Here is a 25,323-nt window from a genome sequence, read left to right as displayed (position 1 = left end):
CGACGGGAGCGTGGGAAACGAGGGCTACCCCGGCCCGAACCGGCTCGCCAGATCGACGGTGCTCTCCTTGCCGAGCCGCTCGATCGACATCTCGCACCAGCGCTTGGCCGCCGCCTCGCCCGCATCGCGCAGGGTCAGCAGCAGATGCCGCACCGGCAGCAACTTGCTCTGCGCGGGCATGGCGGCGAGCGTTTCCTCGTCGTGGATCTCGTGGAAACGCAGACGCTCTACTTGCGCAATCAGGCCGTCCTTCGCACGGGTCCGCCCGATCGAGGATTGCAACAGGAACAGCCCCTGCAATTCCTTGCGCATCGACTGGTTGAAGCCGATCTCCGTGATCCGGTCGACGATCCCAGCGGCATTACGCGGGGTCTGGTCACGCACTTGCGGATTGACGGTGATCAGCAGCAGATCGTCATTCGCGCTCTCCAGCACCAGCGGCACGAGCGGCGGATTGGCGCTGTAGCCGCCGTCCCAGTAATCCTTGCCGTCTATCGTCACCGGCGGAAAATAGAGCGGCAGGCAGGCCGAAGCGAGCAAGGCCTCGGTCGTCAGGTCCTGCTTGTGAAAGATACGCGCCGTACCGCTCTGCGCGTTGGTGGCGGAAATGAACACCGGCGGGGCCTCGGCACTGGCGATCGCCGCGAAGTCGACGTGCTCCTCGATGACCTTGCGCAGGATCTCCTGCAATTCGCGGCCCATTTCCGGCGAAATATGAGCCGTACCCAAATCGCCGAACATCGTGTTCCACCACGAGGACATCGCGCGCGAGGTCTCGGGAAACGCCTCGATCATCGGGATCAGCGGCCCCGCCTCGCGACCCGAGCGATTGAGTTCCTTCCAGAACGAGCGCAGCCGCTCCCGCGCGCCTTCCGCACCGCCGCAGACGAGGCCCGAGACCAGCACTGCGGCATTCATCGCCCCCGCACTCGCCCCGCTGACCGCGCCCACGGCAAGGCGCGGTTCCTGGAGCAGTCCGTCCAGCACACCCCAGGTGAAGGCGCCATGCGCGCCTCCGCCCTGGAGCGCGAGATCGAGGCTATGAGGCTTGTCTGTGCGGGCCATTTGCGTGCTCACTCATGCTGCATTGCAACATGGAATTCATAGCAGCCGCGCTTGTTCCTTACCAGCGCAAGAACGCTCAATGTCCCGGAGCGTTCAGCACGGCAAAGGTCTGCGCATAGCGCCCTTCCGCTTCGGCGTTGCGCAGGAACGAAAGGCGCTCGACGCCGATCAGTTCCGGCGTCGGCACCGCCGCGAACAGCTCCATCACTTCGTCGATGAAAGCGTCCAGCGGCATATAGCCCTCGCGGGTGGACTGACCGGGCGTCAGTTCGGTCTGCACGGCAGGGGGAGCCAGTTCGATCACCTCGACCGAGTCCTGCAAGGCGAAGCGCAGCGAATCGGTCCAGGAATGGATCGCCGCCTTGGTCGCCGAATAGACCGCCGCGCTCACCAGCGGCACGAAGGCAAGGCCCGAACTGACATTGACGATCGCCGCATCGCCCTGCCCGCGCAAATGATCGATCAAGGCATCGGTCATGCGGATCGGGCCGAGCAGGTTCGTCACCACGCAGGCTTCGGCACGGGACAAGTCGCGCGACACCGAAACGTCCTCCAGCGGCATGACCCCGGCATTGTTGACCAGCACATTGAGCGCAGGGAAGCGCGCGAGGATTTCCGCCACGAAAGCGGCGATTCCCGCCGGATCGGCCACGTCGAGCGCAAAGGCATGGATGTTCTCCCGTCCCTTCGCGGTTTCCTCAAGGCTGGCGAGCGTGCGCCCGGTGACGATCACGACATTGCCGGCATCGTGCCAGCGCTGGGCCAGTTCGCGCCCGATGCCGGTGCCGCCGCCGGTGAGAAGTAAGGTGTTGCCGCTGGTCTTCATGGAACTCGCTCCTGTGACAAGAGATTGCGAGAAGGGATGTAAACCTATACTCTCTTTTGGAAAGTAGGCACCTGAAAGTGCTGTAGTTACCCATGAGTAAGAAATGGAAAATCCACCGATCACCCGCTACTCGAACGTGCCCGGCGTCGATGCTCTCGTCAACGAGCTGATCGGCCGCGTCGCCGACAAGTGGACGCTGCTGGTGCTGGAGGCGCTGGAAGAGAACGGCGAGAGCCGCTTCAGCGTGCTGGCTCGTGCCGTGCAGGGAATCAGCCAGAAGATGCTCACGCAGACGCTACGCCAGATGGAGCGCGACGGCTTCGTCCATCGCACCGTTCATCCGGTGATCCCGCCCCATGTCGATTACCGGCTGACGCCACTCGGCCACAGCCTGGGCGAGGCCTTCTGCAGCGTCTGGCTCTGGGCCGAGGCCAATCTCGAAACCGTCGCCGCCGCTCGCGCAGATTTCGACACGCGCGACTGATTTTTACGCCGCGCCGTGGAAAGCCCCCACGCAGGCATCTTTTCCGCCACGCCCGATATCGCTAGTCAGGGCGCCGGACGGCCGCATTCCCGCGTGCCGGTCGCCGTATACGGGGCTTCCTTCCTTTGCTGCGCATCCTTGCCAAGACCGTCTTCTGGTTCGTCGCGATCAGCGTGGGGCTCACCGTGCTCTACCGCTTCGTTCCCCCGCCGGTGACGGTGACGATGCTAGTCGACGGAAACGGCATCACCAAGGACTGGCAGCCGCTGAGCCGGATCGACCGCAACATGGTCGCCGCCGCCATCGCCGCCGAGGACGGCAAGTTCTGCACCCACAATGGCTTCGACACCACGGCGATCGAGAAGGCCTTCGAGCGCAACGCCGCGGGCGGCCGCCTGCGCGGCGGCTCGACGATAAGCCAGCAAACCGCGAAGAACGTCTTCCTCTGGCAGGGCGACGGCTGGACCCGCTATCTGCGCAAGGGCCTGGAAGTGTGGTTCACCTTCCTGATCGAGCACTTGTGGGACAAGCGCCGGATCATGGAAATCTACCTCAACGTCGCGGAGACCGGCATCGGCACTTACGGCGTGGAAGCGGGCGCCCAGCGCTACTGGGGCCAGTCGGCCTCGAACCTGACGACCATCGAGGCAGGCCGCATGGCTGCCGCCCTGCCCAGCCCCAAGACCCGCAGCGTGAAGAGCCCCTCCGGCTTCACCCGCCGCTACGGCAACACGATCGCCGCCCGCATCGGCACGGTGAAAACCCAGGGCCTCGATTCCTGCGTCTACGACTGACCAGACTTAGCCCCGGCTGCGCGCGGGCTTACCGGAGAGATTGAGCACGATCGCCTCGCGAATCAGCGCCGTCAGAGCTACCTCGTCCACGGTGTCGCCCTCATGGAAATCGATGGCGCGGCGCTGATTGCCGTCGAGGCTGGCGTTGAAGAGCCCGGCCGGATCGTCCAGCGCCGCGCCCTTGGCGAAAGTCATCTTCACCGCGGCCTTGTAGGTCTCGCCGGAGCAGATCATGCCGCCGCGATACCACACCGGCACCCCGCGCCACTTCCAGTCCTCGGTGATCTCTGGATCGGCTGCGAGGATCACCCCACGCAACCGCGCCAGCACCTCACCCCGCCAATCGCCGAGTTCGTCAATGCGGGCATCGATGCGCTGCGATGGTCCGGGCTCAGTCATTACCGCTCCCCCCTCACTGTTTTTGAATCGAGAGTTTCGGGGAGTGTATAGCAGATACGAAAAAAGGGAGGGAACTCGCGTTCCCTCCCTTTCCGATGTCTAACTCTCGGTTGGGCTTAGAAGCCCATGATGAGAGTGGCGCTGATGGCGCGCGGCGAACCGAAGTTCACGAACGCCGAGGCCGGAGCAGTGGCAACCGCACCGCTGAAGGAACCGACGTAATACTCGTCGAACAGGTTAGAAACGTTGAGCTGAATCTCACTGTTCGCAAGACCGACCTTCTCGAGCTTGTAGCGCAAGTTCATGTCAACAACCGTGTAGCCACCGAACTTCACCGTGTTGATGTCGTTCAGGTAACGGCTACCGGTATACTTAGCCTGCGCGCCGAGCTGGACATCACCGAGGTTCAACTCAGCACGACCACCGACCAGCCAGTCGGGCGCGCCGCGCTCACGGTTGCCAGCAGTATTCAGGAGAACACCGCCAGCACCGAGGATGTCGTTCTGGATCTCCGACTTGATGTACGAAGCGAAGGCATAAAGTGACAGCGGCTGGATCGGCTGCACACCGAGGCTGGCATCGATACCGTACTTCTTGACCGGCCCCAGGTTGGTGTCGGTCGAATTACCGTCGATATCGACAGTAGTCGCGATGCGGTTCTTGTACTTCGAATACCAGCCAACCAGAGCAGCCTGAACGACCGGCGTGCTGTAACGGAGGCTGAGATCGAAGCTGTCCGAGGTCTCGGGGATACGGTTCGCCAGCGGATCGTTGGCGTTATAGAAGAACGTACCGTAGAGCGCATCGGTGCTCGGCGATGAGATGTTCTTGGCGTAACTGCCCGCGATGCTGACTTCCGGGGTGATCTTGTAGATCGCGCCGACGTTCGGGAGAACCTTGTTATAGTCAAGCGTGCGCGACATCGGGCCACGAGCAGCCGGATTGGCGGCCAGATAGTCGTTGACTTGGCTGGCTGCCACGCAGTTCACGTTGCCGCTGGCATCGGTGGTAACGCAGTTCTGATTCAGCTCACGCTTGAAGAACGGTGCGCGAACACCCAGCAGGACGGTCAGCGATTCGTCGAAGAAGCGACCACGATATTCGCCCGAAATCTGGTTCAGCGTCGCGTAGGACAGGCGGTCGCGCTTGTCGAGGCGATTGCCGAACTCGTCAAGGATCGGGTCGTTGATCGGGAAGACGTCGAACGGCTCACCATTAGCCTTCAGGAAGCCGCCCGGACCGGTCTGACGGTGACGCGCACGGTCGAAGCTGTACGACAGGCGAACGCTGTTGGTGTCATTGATCTCATAGGCGAGGTTGGCGATGGCCACCCAACGACGAGTGTTCGTTTGGCTCGGCGTCAGGATGCGGACGGCATCACCGGAGCCGGTCACACCGTCACCGTTGAGGTCAACGTTACCGTAGTAATAGTAAGTCGAGTTGCGGCTGCTGACCGGAGCGAAGGTGTCGAAGAACACGCCGGTATAGCCTTGCGAGTTGTACCCCTCGACCGCGATGCTGGTGCCGCCACCATTGGCCTTGACCGTCTGGTAGGCCGCGTCGACCGAGAGGGTCAGCTTATCGCTCAGATGGAACAACGAGTTCAGGCGAATGTTGCCGGTGTTTGACGGGTTATAGCGACGCTCGAACTGCGAACCACACGCGTTGGGAAGGCTGCCAGTGCTGGTCGTGCAAGGCACACCGCCTGCGACGTCGTAGAAACGTTCGCTCTTGTCCAGCGTGATCGCCTGCGCGCTAAGCGGCGAACCACCGAAATTGTTGCGGTTGACGTTATAATGGCCGGCAATCGAGACGAAGTCGCCGTTGTCGCCGATCGGCTGATAGATCTTACCGTTGAACTGCTTCTTTTCGACCTTGCCATAGTTGGCGAAGGTAGCACCGTTACGAGCATACGAGCCCGAGAACCAGGCCTTGGTACCGATCGACGTGAAGGTGCCGGTCTCCACCTTAGCGAAGAAGCGCTGGAACGAACGGTCTTCGCCGCCCGAACCTTCAGCGGCGATATCGCCGTACGACATGCTGGTCATCACGCCGAAATCGTCCGACGGAACCAAGGTCTTGATGTTCACCGTACCGCCGACCGCAGCCGGGGTAGGGCTATCGACGTCGGTCGAGCCCAGATTAACGTTGATGTTTTGGATTACCTCGGCGTCAACCTGCTGATTTGTATAAATCGCGTAGTTGCCCGAATCATTCAGCGGAATACCGTCGAAGGTCTGCGAGATACGGCTGGAGTCGAAGCCGCGGATGGTGAACGAACCGCCCGCAGAACCCCAAGGGTCGTTGTTGGTGAAGCTGACGCCCGGAACCAGGTTGATGATTTCGTTGACGGTCTGGCCGGCACGCTGCGACGCGATGAATTCCTGGCCGATCTCTACCTTCGCCTTGGGCGAATCGGGAGTGCGAATACCGACAGTCTCGTTGACGCGCCCGCCGGTCACGATGATGGAATCACCGTCGAAGTCCTGCGAACCGGTCGACTGCGCGAATGCCGGGACGGCCAGGAACGCGGCGCCGACGGCGAGCGTGCTGGTCGCGGTGGAGAGAATGGTTTGAAACTTCATCTTAGCCCCCTGGAAAACTTCAGGTTGGTTGAAACCGAATACGGAAGAGATTGCCCCGCCGCGAGTTTGCTGCGGCTGCTAAGAGCAGCGCAATATGACAATCCCCTGACACACGGGATTCATTTCCGATCTCGACCGCGCAATTTTCTGTCGCAAATTTCGGACCCATATGGGTTATGACTATTTTTCCTGAGATTTCCGCCATTTATGCGCCAGTATGACGATATCGGGTGAGGCATAAATGTCACGCGATGAGACTTACCCGCCTCAGCTCCAGGAGGCCGCCCAGCATGTAATGATACGTCATCGCTTGCTGTTAAGGTCCGGCGCATGCGATGAAATTGCCATGGGCGTCGCACACGAGCATCATCACGGCCACTCCGATCACGGACATGGCAAAGGTCATTCGCACGGGCATGGCCATGGGCACTCGCATGGCCATCATCACCACGGCCCTCCCCCTTCCGGCGACGTCGGCAAGGCCTTCGCAATTGCGGTAGGACTCAACGTCGTCTTCGTCGTGGCGGAGGCCGCGGCCGGGTTCTTCAGCGGCTCCATGGCGCTTCTCGCTGATGCGGGACACAACCTCTCGGACGTGCTTTCGCTGCTGCTGGCCTGGGCCGCCAGCGTGCTCGCCGCGCGGCCGCCGTCGGAGCGCTTCACTTACGGGCTGAAGAGTTCCTCCATTCTCGCAGCGATCGCCAATGCTGCGCTGCTCTGGGTCGCCATCGGGGCGATCCTGGTCGAGACGGTCCGCCGGTTCGCGGAACCTGCGCCGGTCATGGGCACGACGATGATCGCCGTCGCCGCGCTCGGCATCGCGGTGAACGCGCTGTCGGCCCTGCTCTTCGCCAAGGGCAGCAAGTCCGACCTCAACTTGCGCGCCGCCTTCGTTCACCTGATGGCCGATGCCGCCGTGTCCGCGGGCGTGGTGATCGCCGGTATCGTCATTCTGTTCACCGGCTGGCAGATCGTCGACCCGATCGCCTCACTGGTCATCACCGCCGTTATCGCCTGGTCGAGCTGGGGACTGCTGCGCGAGTCGCTGACGATGGGCATGATGGCGGTGCCGGAGAGCATCGACATCGCTGCCGTGCGTACCTTCCTGGAAAGCCGGCCCGGCGTCACCCGCGTCCACGACCTCCACGTCTGGCCGATGAGCACAACCGAGACGGCGCTGACCGTCCACCTCGTCATGCCCGGTGCCGACCGGGGCGACGGTTTCCTGCAAGAACTGGCGCACGATCTGGAGCATCGCTTCGGTATCGGCCATCCGACCGTCCAGATCGAAACCGATGCCGAGTCGCCCTGTGCGCTGGAAAGCGAAGCCGTCGTCTAGAACCGCTCCGGTCCAGAGCGGTGAGTAGCCGCTCTGGATCGCTTCGCTTCAAATAAGGTCACGCAAATGAAAAGGCCCGCCCGGACGAACCGGACGGGCCTTTTTCATGGTCCGAACTCAGATACCTCAGGCGGCGGCTTCCGCCTTGTCGCCCTTGAGCACGCGGACAGGTTCCTTGCGGCCTTCGACCACTTCCTTGTCGACCACGACTTCGGCGATATCGCCTTCGGTCGGCAGGTCGAACATGGTGTCGAGCAGCAGGCCTTCTACGATCGAACGCAGGCCGCGCGCGCCAGTCTTGCGGTCGATGGCCTTCTGGGCGATCGCCTCAAGGGCCTCGTCCGTGAAGGTCAGTTCGACGTCTTCGAGATCGAAGAGCTTCGCATACTGCTTGATCAGCGCGTTCTTCGGCTCGCGCAGGATCTTGACCAGCGCCTCGATGTCGAGGTCGTTGAGGGTCGCGATCACCGGCAGACGGCCGACGAATTCGGGGATCAGGCCGAACTTGAGCAGATCTTCCGGCTCCGCCTTCTGGAGCAGTTCGCCCACGCGGCGCTTGTCCGGATCGGCGACATGCGCGCCGAAGCCGATCGAACGCTTCTGGAGGCGGTCGGCGATGATCTTCTCAAGGCCCGCGAAAGCGCCGCCGCAGATGAACAGGATGTTGGTCGTGTCCACCTGCAGGAATTCCTGCTGCGGGTGCTTGCGGCCGCCCTGCGGCGGAACCGAGGCGGTCGTGCCTTCCATCAGCTTCAGCAGCGCCTGCTGCACGCCCTCGCCCGAAACGTCGCGCGTGATCGACGGGTTTTCGGCCTTGCGGCTGATCTTGTCGATCTCGTCGATGTAGACGATGCCATGCTGCGCCTTCTCGACGTTGTAGTCGGAAGCCTGGAGCAGCTTGAGGATGATGTTCTCCACGTCCTCGCCCACGTAACCGGCTTCGGTCAGCGTGGTGGCGTCGGCCATGGTGAAGGGCACGTCGAAGGTCTTGGCGAGAGTCTGCGCGAGCAGCGTCTTGCCCGAACCCGTGGGACCGACGAGCAGGATGTTCGACTTGGACAGTTCCACGTCGCCCTGCTTGCCGCTGTGCTTCAGCCGCTTGTAGTGGTTGTGCACCGCCACCGACAGAACGCGCTTGGCGCGCTCCTGCCCGATCACGTAGTCGTTAAGCGTCTCGCAGATTTCGCGGGGAGACGGCACGCCGCCGTCCTTCTTGCCCGCGATCCCGGCCTTGGTCTCTTCGCGAATGATGTCGTTGCAAAGCTCGACGCATTCGTCGCAGATGAAGACCGTGGGTCCCGCGATCAGCTTGCGCACTTCGTGCTGCGACTTGCCGCAGAAGCTGCAGTAGAGGGTGCTTTTCGCGTCAGATCCGCTCAATTTCGTCATTTTCCGTCTTTAGGCCCATTCGAGGCGACTCGTCGAGTCTACCTTGGACGAGGCCGGTTTTGCAATCCTGAGACCGATATGGGTATCCCCGCAACCGTTGCAAAGGACTGAAGGCGGGAACTCCGGAAGAGTCCCCACCTTGCGGTCATGCTCAGGCTTCGGTCGGCTTGTCGCCGTCAGGGCGAGTTTCGAAGACCTTGTCGACGAGGCCGAACGCCAGCGCTTCCTCGGCTTCGAGGAAGGTGTCGCGGTCCATCGCCTTTTCGATCTCGTCGAGCGACTTGCCGGTGTACTTCACGTAGAGATCGTTGAGACGCTTGCGCATCCGCAGGATCTCGCGCGCCTGGATCTCGATATCCGACGCCATGCCCTGGGCGCCGCCCGAGGGCTGGTGCACCATGATGCGGGCATTCGGCAGCGCGATGCGCATGCCCGGTTCGCCGGCGGCGAGCAGGAAGCTGCCCATCGAGGCGGCCTGACCGATACATACGGTCGAGACGCGCGGCTTGATGTACTGCATGGTGTCGTGGATGGCCATGCCGGCCGTCACCACGCCGCCCGGCGAGTTGATGTACATCGAGATGTCCTTCGAGGGATTTTCCGACTCGAGGAACAGGAGCTGCGCGACGATCAGCGAGGCCATGTGATCCTCGACCTGGCCGGTCACGAAGACGATGCGCTCACGCAGGAGGCGCGAATAGATGTCGAAGCTGCGCTCACCGCGGCTGGTCTGCTCGACGACCATCGGCACCAGCGCGCCGGTCACGGGATCGGTAGTGAACTTTCCTTGGGCGCCCGAAGCGCCAAACAGGTCGAGCATGGGAGTCCTCTTCTGGTTTGGACCGCCTATGTCGCGTGCCCTTCGCCGATGTTCAAGGGCTTTAACGATCTAACGCGGATGGACTTGGGATAACCTCGCCCGATAGCCGGTACGAAAACGGCCCGGCGCATTGTTGCACCGGGCCGCTTCGTGACGATCAGGTCCCGTGAAGGAGATCAGTCCTTCTTGGCGGCAGCCTTCTTGGCCGGAGCCTTCTTGGCAGGCTTGGCTTCCGCCTCGCCCTCGGCAGCGTCGTCCTTCTTGGCGGCAGCCTTCTTGGCGGGAGCCTTCTTCGGCTTTTCCTCGGCAGCAGCTTCTTCGGCCGGAGCCTCGGCAGCGTCTTCCTTCTTGGCGGCAGCCTTCTTCGCCGGAGCCTTCTTGGCCGGCTTCTTGGCTTCCACCTTGTCGCCGTCGGTGTCGGCTTCGATGGCGGCCTGCAGCTCGTCGCGGGTCACTTCACGCTCGGTGACTTCGGCCTTCTCGATCAGGAAATCGACGACCTTGTCCTCGTAGAGCGGCGCGCGCAGCTGGGCGGCCATCATCGGGTCCTGCTGGACATATTCGAAGAAGCGCTGGCGGTCTTCCGGACGGTACTGCTGAGCGGCCTGCGAGACCAGCATCTGCATTTCCTGCGCGGTCACCTCGACGCCGTTCGACTGGCCGATTTCCGACAGGAGCAGGCCCAGGCGCACGCGGCGCTCGGCGATCTTGCGGTAGTCGTCCTTCTCGGCCTCGATCTCGGCGAGAGCGGCAGCGGGGTCTTCCTCGTGGCTCGCTTCGTGGGTCAGCTGCTGCCAGATCTGCGAGAATTCGGCTTCCACCATGGTCGGCGGAACGTCGAAGTCATGACCGGCGGCGAGCTGGTCGAGCAGCTGGCGCTTCATCGCGGTGCGGGTCAGGCCGGCAGTTTCCTGCTCGAGCTGGCCCTTGAGCAGGCCCTGGAGCTGTTCGAGGCTTTCGAGGCCCAGTTCCTTGGCGAAATCGTCGTCGATCTGCGATTCGGCCGGAGCCTTCACTTCGTGCGCGACGATGTCGAAGGTGGTTTCCTTGCCGGCGAGGTTCGCGGCCTGGTAATCTTCGGGGAAGGTCACGGTGATGACGCGCTCTTCACCAGCCTTGATGCCGACGAGCTGCTCTTCGAAACCGGGGATGAAGCGGTTCGAACCGATCACCAGCGGAGCCTTCTCGGCCTTGCCGCCGTCGAACTCGACGCCGTCGAGCTTGCCGGTGAAGTCGATGATGACCTGGTCGCCGTCGGCGGCTGCGCCGTCCTTGGTCTCGAAGCGCTGCTGCTGCGAAGCGATGCGCTCCACGGCTTCGGTCACGGCGTCTTCGGCCACGGGCACGATCAGCTTTTCAAGCTTCAGGCCGTCAAGCGAGGGCGCGACGATCGTCGGCAGCACTTCGAGGCTGACGGTCAGCTCGGCGTCCTTGCCCTGCTCGTAACCTTCGCCAAGGGCGACGTCGGGGTTCATCGCGGGGCGCAGGGCGTGGTCGGCGACCAGCTTGTCCATGGCTTCGCGGATCGTGGCGTTCAGCGCATCCTGGTGGATCGCTTCGCCGTGCATCTTCTTGACGAGGTTGGCAGGAACCTTACCGGCGCGGAAGCCGGGCATCTTCACCTGCGGAGCGATCTTCTTGATCTCGCCTTCGACGCGGGCGGTGATGGTCGTGGCCGGAATGGTCACCGTGTAGGCGCGCTTCAGGCCTTCGTTGGTGGTTTCGACGATCTGCATTTCAAATGCCTTCCTGTGCAATTCAACGGGCCTTACGGGGCCAATTCTCGCGGCTCATCCCCCCAGGGCGGCGTAATGGTGCGGGCGAAGGGACTCGAACCCCCACATCTTTCGATACTGGTACCTAAAACCAGCGCGTCTACCATTCCGCCACGCCCGCAAAGATCGAAGCCTGAAACTCAAGGGACGTGCCCTTATAAGGACACGCGGAAAAGGGCAAGCGCCGCGAGTCGCGTGGATGCAACTAGTGCCGCAGTTCCGGGTTACTTGGTGGAAGACCCTGCAACCACCAGAGAGGCGAACATGGCCACCCAGCCTGCCGACAACCCCGGCGACACGCCGCCCGAGACCCCGGTGCCCCCCGCCGATCCGGGCGAACCCACCGCTCCCACCGAAATCCCCGAGACCGGCCCGGATTTCGACCGGCCCGAGACTGGCCCGATCGAAATGCCGCCCCCGGATTGAGCTTTCCGGACGGAACGTTCAGCGCCGCCGCCCGAAAGGACGGCGGCGCTTTTTCTTTTAAGATCAGTTCCCTCCGAAGAACTGCGCCACCCGCTCCAGCATGGACAACTGCCGCGCCGTCACCGTCTGGCTGCGTCCCGGAACCACCGGGCATTCGAGGCAATAGGCCTGCGCGCCGCGAGCCGTGAACATCCCGCCAACCTGCTCGGCCACCTGGGCGAACTGCTGCTGACGACGCAGGGTCACGAAGCTGGCGAAATCGAAGGCCGAGGTGGATTCGCTGGCGGAATCCGATGTCAGCCCGCCCAGGAATTTCGAGAACGAATCCTCGTCTTCCTTCAGGTAGACCGCCTGCCACTTGCCGTTGCCGACGCCGCCGAGACGGGCCGCTTCGGCCAGCGCCGCATCGAGATCGCCGATCTTGTCCACCAGGCCGATGCGCTGGGCTTCCTGGCCCGGCCAGACCCGGCCCTGCGCGATCGAATCGAGCTTCTCCGGCGTCATCCTGCGCGCGGCGGCGGAAAGGCCGACGAACTTGCGGTAGGTGTTCTCGATGGAGGCCTGAAGCATGCCCTCGACTTCGGGCGAGAAGCCGCCGAGAATGTCGGGCTGGCCCGAAAGCGCCGTCGTCTTCACCCCGTCGCTGGTGACGCCGTAATCGCCCAGCGTCTTCTCGAAGCTGGGAATCACCGCGAAGACGCCGATCGAGCCGGTGATCGTCTCGGGCTGCGCGAAGACCTGCTGGCCCGGCGTCGAGACCCAGTAACCGCCGCTCGCCGCCACATTGCCCATCGAGACCACGATCGGGATCTTGCGGTCCTTGTAGCGCACGATGGCACGGCGGATGCGCTCGGCCGCCATGGCCGAACCGCCCGGCGAATCGACCCGCACGACCAGCGCCTTGAAGCCCTGGTCGATATTCTCGTCCAGCAGTTCGGCGATGCGGTCGCCCCCCGCCTTGCCGGGTCCGGCATCGCCGTCGACGATTTCGCCCGCCACGGTGACGACGCCGATCTTCGCGCCTTCGGCCTTCTCCGGATTGGCGGCGAGCCAGGCGGCGAGGCGATTAGCTTTGTACGGCAGGTCGCCGGTGCCCTTTGCGGCCTCGTTCTTGCCCGCGATCGCGGCGATGCGGTTCTGGAATTCGGTGCGGTCGCCGATGCGATCGACGAGACCCGCGGCCTTGGCGCCTTCGGCAAAGTCGCCGCCCGCAGCCTTGGACCAGGCGACGGGATCGCCGGTCATCCGGTCGAGACCAGCCTTGGGCCGCGCCCGGGCGATATCGGCCTTGTAGCCGCTCCAGAGCGCGCCGTAGATATCCTCATAGGCCTCGCGCGCGGCCGGGGACATGTCATTGCGCAGATAAGGCTCGACGAAGCTCTTGTAGGTGCCCGCACGGTAGACGTGGGCATTGACCTTGAAGCGGTCGAGCAGGCCCTTGAAATAGACCTGGTTGCCGCCCGGCCCCGCCACGAAGGCGCCGCCCATCGGATCGACCCAGACTTCGCTGGCGTGAGAGGCCAGCTGCACGCCGTCGTCGGCATAGGCATTGGCGAAAGTCAGCACCGGCTTGCCCGCCTTGCGCACGGCATCGAGCGCCTTGCCGATCTCCTGGATGTGGACCATGCCGCCGCCAAGGAAGCGCGACAGGTCGAGCACGACGACCTTGATCCGCGAATCCGTCGCGGCAAGCCGAAGCGCGCGTTCGATGTCCCGCGCCTGGTACTCGCCCGCCGGGGTTTCCGCACTCATCAGCAGCTTGAGCGGATCGACCTTGCTCTTCTCCTCGACGATGTTGCCGTCGAGATCGAGCAGCAGCGCGCCGTCCACGATCTTGCCCGGTGCGGGCCGCGAAGACAGCGCGGCATAGAGCAGTGCGAAGAACAACAGCAGGAAAATCAGGGCCAGGGCGTCTTTCACACCCACCAGCAGGTTCCAGATCTTGCGCGCGAACGTCATGAATTCACCAGCCTTTCAACGTCTAGCCATAACGTCCTAATTCCCGCGCTGCCAGTGCGGGAGAGGTGGACGGTGCAAGAGATGCTCGCGGAAGGTCAAAATACACCTTGAGCCGACTCCGCCCCGTGCCTAAGGCCTTGTCTTCGATGACAGCTCCAGAATTCATATATCCGGAAGGCTCCGCAGCCTTCCCGCATCGCAGCCTCGTGGGCATCGGCGGCCTGGCCCCGCACGAGATCATGTTCCTCCTCGACGAGGCCCAGCAATGGGTGGAGCTGAACCGCGGCACGCAGAAGCGCCGCGACCTGCTCTCGGGCCTGACGATCATCAACGCCTTCTTCGAGAACTCGACGCGCACGCTGCTGAGCTTCGAGATCGCCGGCAAGCGCCTCGGCGCCGATGTGGTGAACATGGCCGTCGCCACGTCCAGCGTGAAGAAGGGCGAGACCCTGATCGACACGGCGATGACGCTCAACGCCATGCGCGCCGATGCCATCGTCATCCGCCATGCCAGCTCGGGCGCGGTGCACCTGATCTCGAACCTCGTCGACTGCCCGGTGCTCAATGCCGGTGACGGCCAGCACGAGCATCCGACCCAGGCCCTGCTCGACGCGCTGACGATCCGCCAGAACAAGCGCGCCTTCAATGGCCTGCGCGTCACCATCTGCGGCGACATCCTGCACAGCCGCGTCGCCCGTTCGAACATCCTCGCGCTCAACTCGCTGGGCGCCGAAGTGCGCGTCTGCGCGCCGCCCGCGCTGCTGCCCGCCGATATCGAGCGGATGAACGTGCAGGTCTTCCACGACTTCGACGCCGCCCTGAAGAACGCCGACGTGGTGATGATGCTGCGCCTCCAGCTCGAACGCATGGAAGGCCAGTTCATCCCCTCCCCGCGCGAATATCGCCACCTCTACGGCCTCTCGCTGGAGCGCCTCGCCAAAGCCGAAAGCAATGCCCTCGTCATGCACCCCGGCCCGATGAACCGCGGCATCGAGATCGACAGCAATGTCGCCGACCTCGTCGGCCGCTCGCAGATCAACACCCAGGTCGAAATGGGCGTCGCCATGCGCATGGCCTGCCTGGAAGTGCTGACCCGAAGAGCGCGCGGCGTGGAGGGTTGGGCATGAGCAACAACGCCCCCCTGACCGTGACCGGCGGCAAGCTGGTCCTGCCCGACGGCACCATCGCCCCCGGCGCGCTGCGCAGCGAAGGCGGCTTCATCACCGCCCTCGGCGCCGATGTCGCCCCCCAGCCCGGCGATGAAGTCCACGACGCGCGCGGCAAGCTGATCGCACCCGGCCTCGTCGACATCGGCGTCTTCGCCATCGACAAGCCCGCCTTCCACTTCGGCGGCGTGACCCGCGCCGCGCTGATGCCGGACCAGAACCCGCCGCTCGACGTGCCCGCGCGCGTCCGCTTCGCGGCCCAGTCGGGCAAGCCGGACCTCTGGGTCCACCCGCTCGCCGCCGCCACGCAGAACCTCGAAGGCAAGGCCCTCGCCGAGATCGCACTGATGCGCGATGCGGGCGCCAAGGCGGTGACCACCGGCCGCCAGTGGATCGGCGATTCGGGCACCATGCTCCGCCTGCTCCAGTACACCGGCATGCTCGGCATGGTCGTACTGACCCATCCCGAGGATGCCGGAATCACCGGCAAGGCCGTCGCCACGTCCGGCGAGATGGCCACCCGCCTCGGCCTGCCCTCCGCGCCCGCCGAAGCCGAAGCCCTCGCCATCTCGCGCGACATCGCCCTCGCCGAACTGGCAGGCGCGGCCATCCACTTCCGCAAGGTCACGACCGCCAAGGGCCTGGACCTCGTCCGCCGCGCCAAGGATCGCGGACTGAAAGTCACGGCAGGCGTCACGCCCGCCTACTTCATGCTCTCGGACCTCGCCCTGGCGGGCTTCCGCACCTTCGCCCACCTCTCGCCGCCGCTGCGCTCGGAAGACGACCGCAAGGCCGTGATCGCCGCCGTCGGCGACGGCACGATCGACGTCATCGCCTCCGGCCACGACCCGCGTGGCCCCGAGGACAAACGCCTGCCCTTCGCCGACTCCGCCCCGGGCATGGCGGGCGCCGAAACGCTGCTGCCGCTGACGATGAACCTCGTGCGCGACGGCGTGATCTCGCTCTCGCGCGCCTTCGAACTGCTCGCGACCAACCCGGCGCGGCTGCTCGGCGTCAATGCGGGCAAGCTCGAAGTCGGGGCCGAGGCGGATATCGCGGTGATCGACGCCGATCGGCCTTGGATCGTCGATTCGGACAAGATGGCGGCTGCGGCCGGGAATACGCCGTTCGACAAGCAGCCCGTGCAGGGGCGGGTGCTGGCGCTGTTCAAGGGCGGCGTGGCGGTTAAGGCCAAGTAAGACAGGGGATAAAGCAGGGGAGCATAGCCCCCCTGCACCCCCAATACCGTCTAGGTCACGCCCAGCCTATCCGTTCCGCGCCCATGGCGGCGTCGGGAGACTGAATGGCTGCGCCGCAAGGAGTGCGCTACAGATAGGTAGCGCACAACGTCGCCATTCCGAGGGTCTGGGGGATCATCCCCCAGGACTTTCACTTTTTTAACTTCCCCAAAACAAAAAAAGACGGCCCCTGTCCGAAGACAGGAGCCGTTTAGTTCACATGGAACTCAAGTGCGAGGCAACGACCTCGCGGAAACTTCAAAGCTCGGCGCGGCGGGTCTGGCTCATCCGGACACTGCCGGGCAAAGGACGCTGCTGCGCGTAGGCGAGGCAGGGATTGCCGCCCTGTCGCACGCTGGAGCACACCGATTGCGCCGTGCGCTGGTCGAACCCGCCCGCAGCGACGCGGTAGTAGGTAAGGCCGTTCACTTTCGCTTCGGTAATGCGCAGATCATGCCCCTTTAGCGCCGGATTGCGCGACTGGAAAATACCCCAGGCCTTTTTCGCACCATCCATTGTCCGGAACGAGCCGAGCTGGACGAGATGCGTACCCGAAACGGCAGCCTTGGCCGGAGCCGGCAGAGCGCGAGCCGCGACGGCCATCTTGGGCGTGGCTGGCTTCGGCACCGGACGCGCGGCGGCCACGCGCACAGGCGCGGGAGGCGGCGGTGCGGGGGCCTCGTCCTGCGGCTGATAGGCGCCCCAGAAGCTTTCGCCGCTCTGCACAGGCGGCAATTCGGCCTCAGGCGCCCGAGCTTCAGCCTTCGCGAGAACTTCGGCCTTGGCGAACTGCGGCGCGGTAGCGGGAGCGTTCAGCGCCAGCATCGCGGGCTGGCCGGGATCGGTGCGCAGCGGCGCACCGATCAGCCCGGCGATCCGGGCGCGCGACTGGTCGGGGCGGGCTGCTTTCGCCCACTCACCGAGGCGCGAATCGAGCTGGTCGGCGGGAACGTCCTGCGAGGCGATCAGCCGCGCCTCGCGCCAGCGCCCGTCGAGGGCATAGGCATAGGCGAGGTTCTGGCGCGCCTTGGGCGTATTCTCGCCGCCGCGCACCACGTCGGTCAGGACGTCCACACCAACGGCCGGTCGTCCGGCAAGGGCCACGGCAAGGCCATAGTCACTGGCGGGAATCTGGTTCTGGAAGCGCTGGAGCACGGCCATGGCCTCCGCTCCACGACCTGCGCCGATATAGGCGAGCGCCGTGCTGAGGCCGGTGCGCGGGTTCTGGTCACCCAGCGAGATGGCGTCCTCGAAAGTCGTCGCAGCCGAATCGAAGCGTCCGGCCGCAAGATAGGCCTGGGCAAGCGCGGCGCGGGCCGAGGCATCGCGCGGCGAGCGGGCGACGCGCTGTTCGACACGGGCAAGGTCCTTGTCGGCCGGCTTTGCATGGGAAGGTTCGCCGGCAGCCGCCGAAGATCCGGCGCGGGCGAACGGCGCCTGTCCGGCGCAGCTCACCAGCAGCACGGCGCCCATGGCGGTGCAGATCGCAAGAGCCGCATTGCGGGGACGGGAATGCTTCTTCATCGTCATGCCCCTGCGATCCGGCGCCCGAAGCCGCCGACCGGACGCGGCGCGCCGGGCATGACGGGCTGGCCGGTCAGACCCGGTGCCGAAAACACGGTGCGACGGAAATTGCGTTCGAGCCGGTCGGAGACGTAGCTCCACAAAGCCGTTACTTCCTGCGCGGAGCGGCCGTTCGGATCGACTTCCATGACGGTGCGGCCGTCGATCATCGAAGCGGCGAAATCGGTGCGCTGGTGCAACGTGACCGGCGCGACCGTGCCGTGCTGCGAAAGCGCGACGGCGGCCTCGGCGGTGATGCGCGCCTTGGGCGTCGCCGCATTGACCACGAAGATCAGCGGCTTGCCCGCGCGCTCGCAGAGATCGACGGTGGCGCCCACGGCGCGCAAGTCGTGCGGGCTGGGGCGGGTCGGCACGACGATCAGTTCGGCAACCGAAATCACGCTCTGGATCGCCATGGTGATGGCGGGCGGCGTGTCGATAACCGCCAGCTTGAAGCCCTGCTGGCGCAGCACCTGCAAATCATTGGCGAGGCGAGCGACGGTGGTCTGGGCGAATGCGGGATATTCGGCCTCGCGCTCGTTCCACCAGTCGGCGAGCGAGCCTTGTGGATCGATGTCGATCAGCACGACCGGCCCGGCACCGGCGCGCTGCGCCTGCACGGCGAGGTGACCGGAGAGCGTGGTCTTGCCCGAACCACCTTTCTGCGATGCCAATGCCAGTACGCGCAAAGCCGTTACCCCCTGAGCGCCGCAGAAAAATCGGCGCCTCACAAGAGGCTGGATCGCAGATCGTTCCTAATTTAGGGTTAACCCCGGACGCCGTTTCCAGCAGGATCGGTCGCTTTTCATAGCGTCGGAATTAACGCGATTTTCGCTCTTCCCCGGCCATTCTGTGACTTACCAGAGTATTCCGGCAGGAACTTTCGCTTCCATCGCCGGACCCGAACCAGGAATCAGAGGCCGGCCGACGTGCGGAAAAATCGACACTCCCTTTCGCTGGGTCTCGTGCCCCTTGCCTTCACCGTCAGCCTCGCCGCCGCGCCCGTACTCGCGGATGTGAAGGCCGGGGTGGATGCCTGGACCGCAGGCAACTACGCCTCCGCCGTGCAGCAGTGGAGACCGCTGGCGGACAAGGGCGATGCCGACGCCCAGTTCAACCTCGCCCAGGCCTACAAGCTGGGACGCGGGGTGCCAACCGATCTCGCCAAGGCCGAGGACCTTTACGGCAAGGCCGCCGCGCAGGGCCATGTCCAGGCCTCGGACACGTACGGCCTGATGCTGTTCCAACGCGGCGAGCGAGCCCGGGCCATGCCCTATATCCGCAGCTCCGCCGCGCGCGGCGATGCACGGGCCGAGTACATTCTCGGCCTGGCCTATTTCAACGGCGACATCGTGGAGAAGGACTGGGTCCGCGCCTATGCCCTCGTCGGCATGGCGCAGCGCGCGGGCCTGGTGCAGGCCACGGGCGCGCTCGCCCAGATGGACGAGCATGTGCCGCTGGAAGACCGCCAGAAGAGCGTCGCCCTCGCCGCCCAGCTTACCGCGCAGGCCGACGCGACCCGCGTGAGCGAGGCGACCGGCGCGGAACTCGGCACTGTGCCCCGCGCCGTGGCGGCACCGCGAGTCGCCGCAGCACCTGAAGGCCCGGCCCGCGCGGGTGCCGACTACACCCTGCCCACAATCGCTCGCCCTGCGCCTCCGGCTCCGGCGAAGGCACCCCCGAAGGTCGCCGTCGCCCAACCGGCCCCGAAAGCCCCGCCCCGCCCTGCTCCGGTCGCCGCGAGCGGCGGCGTGTGGCGACTCCAACTCGGAGCCTTCGGCGTTCCGGGCAATGCTGAGAAACTCTGGGCCTCGCTGGCAAAGCGGCCGGAAATGACCGGCGCCAAGCGCCAGCTCGTTCCCGCCGGAAAGCTCACCAAGCTCTATGCCGCAGGATTCGCGAGCAAGGCGCAGGCGGACAAGGCCTGCGGCGTGTTGAAGGCCTCAGGCCACGAATGCATCGTCACCTCGTAGCTTTCGGAGGCCCGCGCCGGCCGTCGTGGACGAGACACACCTGATCGCTTACTCTCCCGCACAGGGAGACAGGGAATGCTGGAAGCGATCACGGGCGAAAACGCCCGGACGACTACACCTGCGTCGACGTCATGGCGGCCACCCGATGCGGGAGGACGACTGGCAACGCTCGACCTCATACGCGGCGTGGCCGTGCTGGGGATCCTCGCGATCAACATATCCGGGTTCGCCGGGCCGAGCCTGGGCGCCCTGACGCCTGACTTTCCCACTCCAGCCACCCTGCCCGACGAGGCCGCCTGGGCTTTCGGCTTCCTGTTCTTCGAAGGCAAGATGCGCGCACTCTTCGCCATCCTGTTCGGCGCGGGAATCGCGCTCCAGTGCGAGCGCATGGACGCCGCCGGGCAGGATGGGGACCTGTTGCAATTCCGCCGCCTTTGCTGGCTGATGGTCTTCGGAACGCTCCATTACTTGCTGCTGTGGTGGGGCGATATCCTGTTCGTCTACGGCTGCTGCGGCATCGCTGTGCTGTTCGTGCGGCGCCTGCCCTTCCCCGTGTTGCTGGGCCTGGCAGCGGGGGTGATCGTCACCGCGACGGTAGCGGACTTGTGGTCCATGCTTCCGCTGGTCCGCGCGGAAGAAGCGGTGCGACTCGGCACGGCGAGCGCGGCCCAGCATCAGGAGGTGCTTGCCCGCCTCGATCTCTACCACGCCAATACGGCGGCGCAGGCGCAACTCTACCACGGGAGCTTTCTCGACATCGCCCTGTCGAAACTGCGCGGCGATCCGTTCTGGCTCTTCACCATGACCGCCCATGCCTGGAGCGAAGTCCTGCCGCTCATGCTGCTCGGCGTGGTCATGCTGCGGAGCGGCTTCTTCAACGGAACCTGGCCCGAATCCTGGATGCGGCGCCTGACGATCGGCGCGACCGCCTCCGGCCTCGCGCTTACCGCTCTGGTGCTCGTCTGGGCCTGGCCGCGCCATTTCCCGCCGATCGCCATGGCCATGCTGCTCGGCGAAGCGCTATGGCCCGCGCACCTGCTGACGGCGCTGGGTTACGCCGCCCTGCTCGTATGGGCGACCCCGCGCCTGATCGGGACCCGCCCCGGCATGCGGATCGTCGCGGCGGGCCGCGTGGCCTTTACCAACTACATCGCCACCAGCCTGCTCATGTGCGGCCTGTTCTACGGCTGGGGCCTGAACCTGTTCGGCAAAGTCGGACCGGCTGGGCAATGGACTTTCGTCGCTATCGGCTGGATCATGATGCTGGCCTGGAGCGAGGCTTGGCTGAGTCGCTATCGCAGAGGCCCCCTGGAACTGCTCTGGCGCTGCCTGACCCTGCAAAAACGCCTGAAAAACCGGCGTTCGACAGCGGCTTGAAAGAAAAAACAACAACGCTATTGCGATCCATTTGCATTTGCATATGATGGTCCCCAAGAGGATCGCACCATGTACGTTTGTATCTGCAATGCCATTCGTGAGACCGACCTGCGCACCGTCGCCCGCTGCTGCCGCGGCGATGCGACAGCGCTCTACGGCGCTCTCGGACACGCCCCGCAGTGCGGACAGTGCCTGGACGATGCCGAAGACATTATCGCCGAGGAATCGGCAAGCGCCAACGCGCCGCTGAGCGCAGCAGCCTGACCCTGCAGCAAGGCGGGTTACACCTGGCTTCGGTCGGGTGTTTTCGCGCGCCCGCTTGCCTTGTGCTCCCGAAAGGGCCATAAACCCGCCCGAACAGATTCAGGAGCTTTCCCATGAAGGGCGACCAGCAGGTCATCGATTTTCTCAACAAGGCGCTCTTCAACGAGCTGACCGCGATCAACCAGTACTGGCTGCACTACCGCATGCTGGACAACTGGGGCATCAAGAAGCTCGCCGAATATGAGCGTCATGAATCGATCGACGAGATGAAGCACGCGGACGTGCTGGCCGACCGCATTCTCTACCTCGACGGCCTTCCCAACTTCCAGGCCCTCGGCAAGCTGCGCATCGGCGAAAGCGTCGAGGAAATCCTGAAGGCCGACCTCGCGCTCGAACACGACGCGATCCCGCTCCTCAAGGACGCGATCGCCCACTGCGAAACCGTGCGCGACTTCGTCAGCCGCGAAATCTTCGCCCGCATCCTCGAAAGCGAGGAAGAGCACGTCGACTTCCTCGAAAAGCAGTTCGACATGATCGCCCGCATGGGCATCCAGAACTACTGCCAGCTCCAGAGCAAGCCGGCGGGCGAGGGAGAGTAAGTCCGGACAGCGCGCGGAAAGGCATCCTCTGGCATGGACTTTCTCGCGCGCCTCGGTCTTTCGATACCCCTGATACAGGCGCCGATGGCGGGCACCTCGACGCCCGTCCTCGCCGCCGAAGTCTGCAATGCCGGCGCACTCGGCTCGCTCGCGCTCGGCGCCATCAGCCCCGACGAAGCCCGGCGTCAGATTGCCGAACTGCGCAGCCTCACTGCCCGGCCCTTCAATCTCAACCTCTTCGTGCACGCAGCGCCGCGCCTCGATCCCGAGGGCGAAGCGGCATGGCTGGACGCGCTCGCGCCGATCTTCGCCGAGTATGACGCCCAGCCCCCCGCCGCGCTGGAGACGATCTATCAGAGCTTCGCAGATAACGCGGCCATGCTCGATGTCGTGCTCGAAGCGAAAGCCGCCGTCGTCAGCTTTCACTTCGGCCTGCCGGGCGCGGAAACAATCGCAGCACTCAAGCAGGCCGGTTGCCTGCTCCTCGGCAGCGTCACCAGTCTGGCCGAAGCGGAGCTTTCGCTGGCGGCAGGCATCGACGTGGTCGTCGCGCAAGGCTGGGAAGCGGGCGGCCATCGCGGCATGTTCGATCCCGATGCCCGGGACGACCGGCTCGGCACTTTCGCGCTCACCCGCCTGCTGACCCACTGGGGCAAGCTGCCGGTGATTGCGGCGGGCGGCATCATGGACGGCGCCGGTATCCGCGCGGCGCTCGATCTCGGTGCGGTCGCGGCGCAGCTCGGCACCGCCTTCGTCGCCTGCTCCGAAACCCATGCCGACGCCGGTTATCGCGCCCTGCTCGCCTCCGACGCGGCGCAGCACACGGTAATGACCCGCGCCATTTCGGGCCGTCCGGCGCGCTGTCTGGCCAATCGTTTCACGCAGCTCGGCGAACGGCCGGACCTGCCGCCCGTCCCCGCCTATCCGCGCACCTACCACGCCGGGAAGGCGCTCAACGCCGCCGCCAAGGCGCGGGGCGAGGCGCTCTACGGCGCGCAATGGGCGGGACAGGGCGCGCCGCTGTCCCGCGCGATGCCGGCGGCGGAGCTGGTCGCCCTGCTCGCCGCCGAACTTTCGCTTACTTAGCGTCCGCTGCCGGAGCCGCCTTGTCGGTCCGGTACTTGTCGAACCAGGCCAGGATCGCCGAAGCCTTTGCCGCCGACTGCGAGGGCCGCGCGGCAATGCTGCCGTGGCTCGCCCCCGGCACTTTGACCAGCGCCGTCGGAACGCCGCGAATCTGAAGCGCCGCATAATACTGCTCGGCCTCGCTGACCGGGGTGCGGAAGTCGTCCGATCCCACCACCACCATCGTCGGCGTCTTGACGTTGCCGACGAGGCTCAGCGGCGAGCGGCGCCAGTATTCCATGGGATCTTCCCAGGGCTTCTTGTCGAACCAGTAGCGCGAGGTGAACGGCGTGGCGTCCATCGTCAGCGCCTCGCTGATCCAGTTGATCACCGGCTTCTGCGTCACTGCCGCCTTGAAGCGGTCGTTCTTGCCGACGATCCACGCCGTCAGCACGCCGCCGCCCGAACCGCCGGTGACGAAGAGGTTGTTGGGGTCGGCCACCCCGTCGGCGATCGCGGCATCGACCGAGGCCATCAGGTCGTCATAGTCGGTGCCGGGATAGGCGCGGTCGATGAGGTTGGCGAATTCCTCGCCGTAGGACGTGCTGCCGCGCGGGTTCGTATAGAGCACCGCATAGCCATGCGCCGCGTAGAGCTGGTAGTCGGTGGCGAAGCCCGGCGCATAGGCGGTGTTGGGCCCGCCGTGGATTTCGAGGATCAGCGGCGCCTTCTGGCCCGGCGCAAGGCCCGGCGGCGTCACCAGCCAGGCGTCGATCGAACGACCGTCCGGTGCCGTCACTGCCAGCTTTCGCACCGGCGCGAGGGCCTTCGCGTCGAGCCAGGTGCCGTTGAGGTCGGTCAGCTTGCGGCCAGCCCCACCATTACTCACCCAAAGGTCGGCGGGACGCTGCGTGGTTCCCGAAGTATAGGCCACGCGACCGTTCTTCGAGACGCTGAAGGCGCCGCCGGTGTAGGGGCGGTCGAAATGATCGCCGGGGCTGAGGCCCTCGACCACGTTCTTCAGCGCGCCGTCGAGGCCGACGCGGGCCACGTATGTTTTCGCGTGATCGTCGTACTGCACCATGATCGCCGCGTTGCCCGCCCAGTCGAGCGCGTCGATCGAGTGGTCGAAGCCCTTGGTCAGCAGCCGCGAACCCGAACCGTCGCTGTTCATGACGTAAAGGTCGGAATTCTCGTAGGAACGGTTCACGTCGTCATAGCCGAGGTAGGCGATATGCTTGCCGTCGGGCGAGACTTTGGCGCCGGAATCCGGGCCGTTTCGCGAGGTCAGCGCCGTTACCCCGCCGCTGGCGAGGTCGAGCGCGTAGACTTCGGAATTGTTGATGTCGCGCTGCCAGTTCTCGTGGCGGTTGGCGCTGAACACGATGCGCTTGCCGTCCGGCGTCCAGGACAGCGGGCCGCCGTCGTCGAAATCGCCGAACGTCAGCTGGCGCGGGGCGCCGCCGTCGGCGGACACCAGGAAGACGTGGTCGTAGCCCGGCTGCGCATAGCCGCCGCCGTCGAAGCGGTAGGTCACGCGGTCGATCACCTGGAGCGGCTCGGCCCACTGCGCGCCTTCGGGACGGTTCGAGGGCTGCGAGCCCATCTTGAGGCCCTCGCCCGGAACCCGCATGGTATAGGCGATCTGCCGACCGTCCGGCGACCACGCGAGACTTCCCGGGCTGTCTGGCAAGCCCGTCACCTTGACCTTGGCGCCGCCGTCCAGCCAGAGCACATAGAGCTGCGGCGCGCCGCTGCCGTCACTGGAAACGAAAGCCAGACGCTTGCCGTCCGGCGACCAGCGCGGCGAGAAATGCGCGCCTGCGCCGGTGACCAACGGGTGCTGCACGCCGCTCGCCGCATCGACCAGCCAGATCGAGGGCACGACCTTGTCGGTCATCACGTCGGCGGCGGCGCGCACATAGGCGATGCGGCTGCCGTCCGGCGAGATCTGCGGATCGGTGACGCCCGAGAGCTTGAACAGGTCGTCGGGCGTGAAGCCGCGCTCCGGTCCCTTGGCGGCAGGCGGCGCATCGGCGGCCAGCGCGGGAGAGAGCGGAACGACGGCGCAGGACAGCGCGAGAACGGCCATATAGGAGGCCAGGCGGGGAGCCAGGTTACTGGGCAAAATGGGAAACTCCTGCTCGAAAGGCGGATGACCCTGTCTTGCCCAGACTTCTTGAAAAATCCAGACTTCGTGAAAAATCCCGTCACTTC

At 65.0% G+C, this 25,323-nt stretch carries 22 protein-coding genes and 1 tRNA gene; 11 read left to right on the top strand and 12 right to left on the bottom strand.

Going from position 1 to position 25,323, the window contains the following annotated elements:
* Positions 1–24: 24 nt before the first annotated feature.
* Together V7066_RS08270 and V7066_RS08265 are read right to left on the bottom strand one after the other, a co-directional pair.
* Positions 25–1,065, bottom strand: a complete 1,041-nt coding sequence (locus tag V7066_RS08270) for a patatin-like phospholipase family protein (protein ID WP_334182576.1) — start codon at positions 1,063–1,065, stop codon at positions 25–27.
* A 76-nt stretch (positions 1,066–1,141) separates the two neighbouring features.
* Positions 1,142–1,891: an SDR family oxidoreductase gene (locus V7066_RS08265; protein WP_334182575.1), complete on the bottom strand. Its 750-nt coding sequence runs from the start codon at positions 1,889–1,891 to the stop codon at positions 1,142–1,144.
* 103 nt (positions 1,892–1,994) lie between these two features.
* On the opposite strand from V7066_RS08265, the gene V7066_RS08260 reads away from it, so the two are divergent.
* Both V7066_RS08260 and mtgA read left to right on the top strand, forming a co-directional pair.
* Complete coding sequence (locus V7066_RS08260) at positions 1,995–2,375, top strand: winged helix-turn-helix transcriptional regulator (protein WP_334182574.1); 381 nt, start codon at positions 1,995–1,997, stop codon at positions 2,373–2,375.
* 128 nt (positions 2,376–2,503) lie between these two features.
* A complete protein-coding gene (gene mtgA / locus V7066_RS08255) occupies positions 2,504–3,169 on the top strand; it encodes a monofunctional biosynthetic peptidoglycan transglycosylase (RefSeq protein ID WP_334182601.1) in 666 nt (221 codons plus the stop codon).
* Positions 3,170–3,175: 6 nt separating this feature from the next.
* On the opposite strand, the gene V7066_RS08250 is transcribed toward mtgA, so the two are convergent.
* Both V7066_RS08250 and V7066_RS08245 read right to left on the bottom strand, forming a co-directional pair.
* Positions 3,176–3,568, bottom strand: a complete 393-nt coding sequence (locus tag V7066_RS08250) for a DUF1801 domain-containing protein (RefSeq protein ID WP_334182573.1) — start codon at positions 3,566–3,568, stop codon at positions 3,176–3,178.
* A gap of 116 nt (positions 3,569–3,684) precedes the next feature.
* Entirely contained in the window at positions 3,685–6,153 is a 2,469-nt protein-coding gene (locus V7066_RS08245) for a TonB-dependent receptor (RefSeq protein ID WP_334182572.1), read from the bottom strand.
* 346 nt (positions 6,154–6,499) lie between these two features.
* On the opposite strand from V7066_RS08245, the gene V7066_RS08240 reads away from it, so the two are divergent.
* Complete coding sequence (locus tag V7066_RS08240) at positions 6,500–7,492, top strand: cation diffusion facilitator family transporter (RefSeq protein WP_334182571.1); 993 nt, start codon at positions 6,500–6,502, stop codon at positions 7,490–7,492.
* 126 nt (positions 7,493–7,618) lie between these two features.
* Here V7066_RS08240 and clpX read toward each other — a convergent pair whose 3' ends face one another.
* The 4 genes from clpX to V7066_RS08220 form a co-directional block, all read right to left on the bottom strand.
* Positions 7,619–8,881, bottom strand: coding sequence for an ATP-dependent Clp protease ATP-binding subunit ClpX (clpX, locus tag V7066_RS08235; RefSeq protein WP_147215686.1), 1,263 nt, complete (start codon positions 8,879–8,881; stop codon positions 7,619–7,621).
* Between the two features lie 151 nt (positions 8,882–9,032).
* Positions 9,033–9,701: an ATP-dependent Clp endopeptidase proteolytic subunit ClpP gene (clpP, locus tag V7066_RS08230; RefSeq protein WP_334182570.1), complete on the bottom strand. Its 669-nt coding sequence runs from the start codon at positions 9,699–9,701 to the stop codon at positions 9,033–9,035.
* A gap of 176 nt (positions 9,702–9,877) precedes the next feature.
* Positions 9,878–11,437, bottom strand: a complete 1,560-nt coding sequence (gene tig / locus V7066_RS08225; RefSeq protein WP_334182569.1) for a trigger factor — start codon at positions 11,435–11,437, stop codon at positions 9,878–9,880.
* A 76-nt stretch (positions 11,438–11,513) separates the two neighbouring features.
* Positions 11,514–11,597 (bottom strand) — tRNA-Leu (locus tag V7066_RS08220).
* A 143-nt stretch (positions 11,598–11,740) separates the two neighbouring features.
* Here V7066_RS08220 and V7066_RS08215 point away from each other — a divergent pair.
* On the top strand, positions 11,741–11,902 hold the full coding sequence (locus V7066_RS08215) for a hypothetical protein (RefSeq protein ID WP_334182568.1): 162 nt from the start codon (positions 11,741–11,743) through the stop codon (positions 11,900–11,902).
* A gap of 63 nt (positions 11,903–11,965) precedes the next feature.
* Here V7066_RS08215 and sppA read toward each other — a convergent pair whose 3' ends face one another.
* Positions 11,966–13,861, bottom strand: coding sequence for a signal peptide peptidase SppA (gene sppA / locus V7066_RS08210; protein ID WP_334182567.1), 1,896 nt, complete (start codon positions 13,859–13,861; stop codon positions 11,966–11,968).
* Positions 13,862–14,007: 146 nt separating this feature from the next.
* On the opposite strand from sppA, the gene V7066_RS08205 reads away from it, so the two are divergent.
* Positions 14,008–14,988, top strand: a complete 981-nt coding sequence (locus V7066_RS08205; RefSeq protein WP_334182566.1) for an aspartate carbamoyltransferase catalytic subunit — start codon at positions 14,008–14,010, stop codon at positions 14,986–14,988.
* A complete protein-coding gene (locus tag V7066_RS08200; protein WP_334182565.1) occupies positions 14,985–16,226 on the top strand; it encodes a dihydroorotase in 1,242 nt (413 codons plus the stop codon). The genes V7066_RS08205 and V7066_RS08200 overlap by 4 nt, the downstream gene beginning before the upstream one ends.
* A gap of 297 nt (positions 16,227–16,523) precedes the next feature.
* On the opposite strand, the gene V7066_RS08195 is transcribed toward V7066_RS08200, so the two are convergent.
* Positions 16,524–17,789 carry a tetratricopeptide repeat protein gene (locus V7066_RS08195; RefSeq protein ID WP_334182564.1) on the bottom strand — a complete coding sequence of 422 codons (1,266 nt, stop codon included), beginning with the start codon at positions 17,787–17,789 and terminating at the stop codon, positions 16,524–16,526.
* A 2-nt stretch (positions 17,790–17,791) separates the two neighbouring features.
* Positions 17,792–18,517 carry a ParA family protein gene (locus V7066_RS08190; protein ID WP_334182563.1) on the bottom strand — a complete coding sequence of 242 codons (726 nt, stop codon included), beginning with the start codon at positions 18,515–18,517 and terminating at the stop codon, positions 17,792–17,794.
* 240 nt (positions 18,518–18,757) lie between these two features.
* On the opposite strand from V7066_RS08190, the gene V7066_RS08185 reads away from it, so the two are divergent.
* From V7066_RS08185 to V7066_RS08165, 5 genes are all read left to right on the top strand, one after another.
* The gene (locus tag V7066_RS08185; protein ID WP_334182562.1) at positions 18,758–19,801 is read left to right on the top strand and encodes an SPOR domain-containing protein; all 1,044 of its coding nucleotides are present in this window, start codon (positions 18,758–18,760) and stop codon (positions 19,799–19,801) included.
* A 75-nt stretch (positions 19,802–19,876) separates the two neighbouring features.
* On the top strand, positions 19,877–21,178 hold the full coding sequence (locus tag V7066_RS08180; protein WP_334182561.1) for a DUF418 domain-containing protein: 1,302 nt from the start codon (positions 19,877–19,879) through the stop codon (positions 21,176–21,178).
* A gap of 69 nt (positions 21,179–21,247) precedes the next feature.
* Positions 21,248–21,442: a (2Fe-2S)-binding protein gene (locus V7066_RS08175; RefSeq protein WP_086493477.1), complete on the top strand. Its 195-nt coding sequence runs from the start codon at positions 21,248–21,250 to the stop codon at positions 21,440–21,442.
* 113 nt (positions 21,443–21,555) lie between these two features.
* The gene (gene bfr / locus V7066_RS08170; protein ID WP_334182560.1) at positions 21,556–22,041 is read left to right on the top strand and encodes a bacterioferritin; all 486 of its coding nucleotides are present in this window, start codon (positions 21,556–21,558) and stop codon (positions 22,039–22,041) included.
* A gap of 33 nt (positions 22,042–22,074) precedes the next feature.
* A complete protein-coding gene (locus V7066_RS08165) occupies positions 22,075–23,127 on the top strand; it encodes an NAD(P)H-dependent flavin oxidoreductase (protein ID WP_334182559.1) in 1,053 nt (350 codons plus the stop codon).
* Here V7066_RS08165 and V7066_RS08160 read toward each other — a convergent pair.
* Positions 23,120–25,198: a S9 family peptidase gene (locus V7066_RS08160; protein WP_334182600.1), complete on the bottom strand. Its 2,079-nt coding sequence runs from the start codon at positions 25,196–25,198 to the stop codon at positions 23,120–23,122. The genes V7066_RS08165 and V7066_RS08160 overlap by 8 nt on opposite strands.
* Between the last annotated feature and the right edge of the window lie 125 nt (positions 25,199–25,323).

The organism is Novosphingobium sp. (genome assembly GCF_036820275.1).
Taxonomy (GTDB): Bacteria; Pseudomonadota; Alphaproteobacteria; order Sphingomonadales; family Sphingomonadaceae; genus Novosphingobium.
The sequence above is the reverse complement of the archived record's forward strand: the minus strand, read 5'-3'. Positions and strand labels throughout refer to the sequence as shown.

Bases quoted from the DNA above. Each gene is read 5' to 3' on its own strand.
- bfr (WP_334182560.1), top strand. From the start codon at position 21,556: ATGAAGGGCGACCAGCAGGTCATCGATTTTCTCAACAAGGCGCTCTTC.
- tig (WP_334182569.1), bottom strand. From the start codon at position 11,437: ATGCAGATCGTCGAAACCACCAACGAAGGCCTGAAGCGCGCCTACACG.
- V7066_RS08260 (WP_334182574.1), top strand. From the start codon at position 1,995: ATGGAAAATCCACCGATCACCCGCTACTCGAACGTGCCCGGCGTCGAT.
- V7066_RS08270 (WP_334182576.1), bottom strand. From the start codon at position 1,065: ATGGCCCGCACAGACAAGCCTCATAGCCTCGATCTCGCGCTCCAGGGC.
- V7066_RS08205 (WP_334182566.1), top strand. From the start codon at position 14,008: ATGACAGCTCCAGAATTCATATATCCGGAAGGCTCCGCAGCCTTCCCG.
- V7066_RS08165 (WP_334182559.1), top strand. From the start codon at position 22,075: ATGGACTTTCTCGCGCGCCTCGGTCTTTCGATACCCCTGATACAGGCG.
- V7066_RS08200 (WP_334182565.1), top strand. From the start codon at position 14,985: ATGAGCAACAACGCCCCCCTGACCGTGACCGGCGGCAAGCTGGTCCTG.
- V7066_RS08160 (WP_334182600.1), bottom strand. From the start codon at position 25,198: ATGGCCGTTCTCGCGCTGTCCTGCGCCGTCGTTCCGCTCTCTCCCGCG.
- V7066_RS08195 (WP_334182564.1), bottom strand. From the start codon at position 17,789: ATGAAGAAGCATTCCCGTCCCCGCAATGCGGCTCTTGCGATCTGCACC.
- clpX (WP_147215686.1), bottom strand. From the start codon at position 8,881: ATGACGAAATTGAGCGGATCTGACGCGAAAAGCACCCTCTACTGCAGC.
- V7066_RS08245 (WP_334182572.1), bottom strand. From the start codon at position 6,153: ATGAAGTTTCAAACCATTCTCTCCACCGCGACCAGCACGCTCGCCGTC.
- clpP (WP_334182570.1), bottom strand. From the start codon at position 9,701: ATGCTCGACCTGTTTGGCGCTTCGGGCGCCCAAGGAAAGTTCACTACC.
- V7066_RS08265 (WP_334182575.1), bottom strand. From the start codon at position 1,891: ATGAAGACCAGCGGCAACACCTTACTTCTCACCGGCGGCGGCACCGGC.
- V7066_RS08175 (WP_086493477.1), top strand. From the start codon at position 21,248: ATGTACGTTTGTATCTGCAATGCCATTCGTGAGACCGACCTGCGCACC.
- V7066_RS08180 (WP_334182561.1), top strand. From the start codon at position 19,877: ATGCTGGAAGCGATCACGGGCGAAAACGCCCGGACGACTACACCTGCG.
- V7066_RS08215 (WP_334182568.1), top strand. From the start codon at position 11,741: ATGGCCACCCAGCCTGCCGACAACCCCGGCGACACGCCGCCCGAGACC.
- V7066_RS08250 (WP_334182573.1), bottom strand. From the start codon at position 3,568: ATGACTGAGCCCGGACCATCGCAGCGCATCGATGCCCGCATTGACGAA.
- sppA (WP_334182567.1), bottom strand. From the start codon at position 13,861: ATGACGTTCGCGCGCAAGATCTGGAACCTGCTGGTGGGTGTGAAAGAC.
- V7066_RS08240 (WP_334182571.1), top strand. From the start codon at position 6,500: ATGGGCGTCGCACACGAGCATCATCACGGCCACTCCGATCACGGACAT.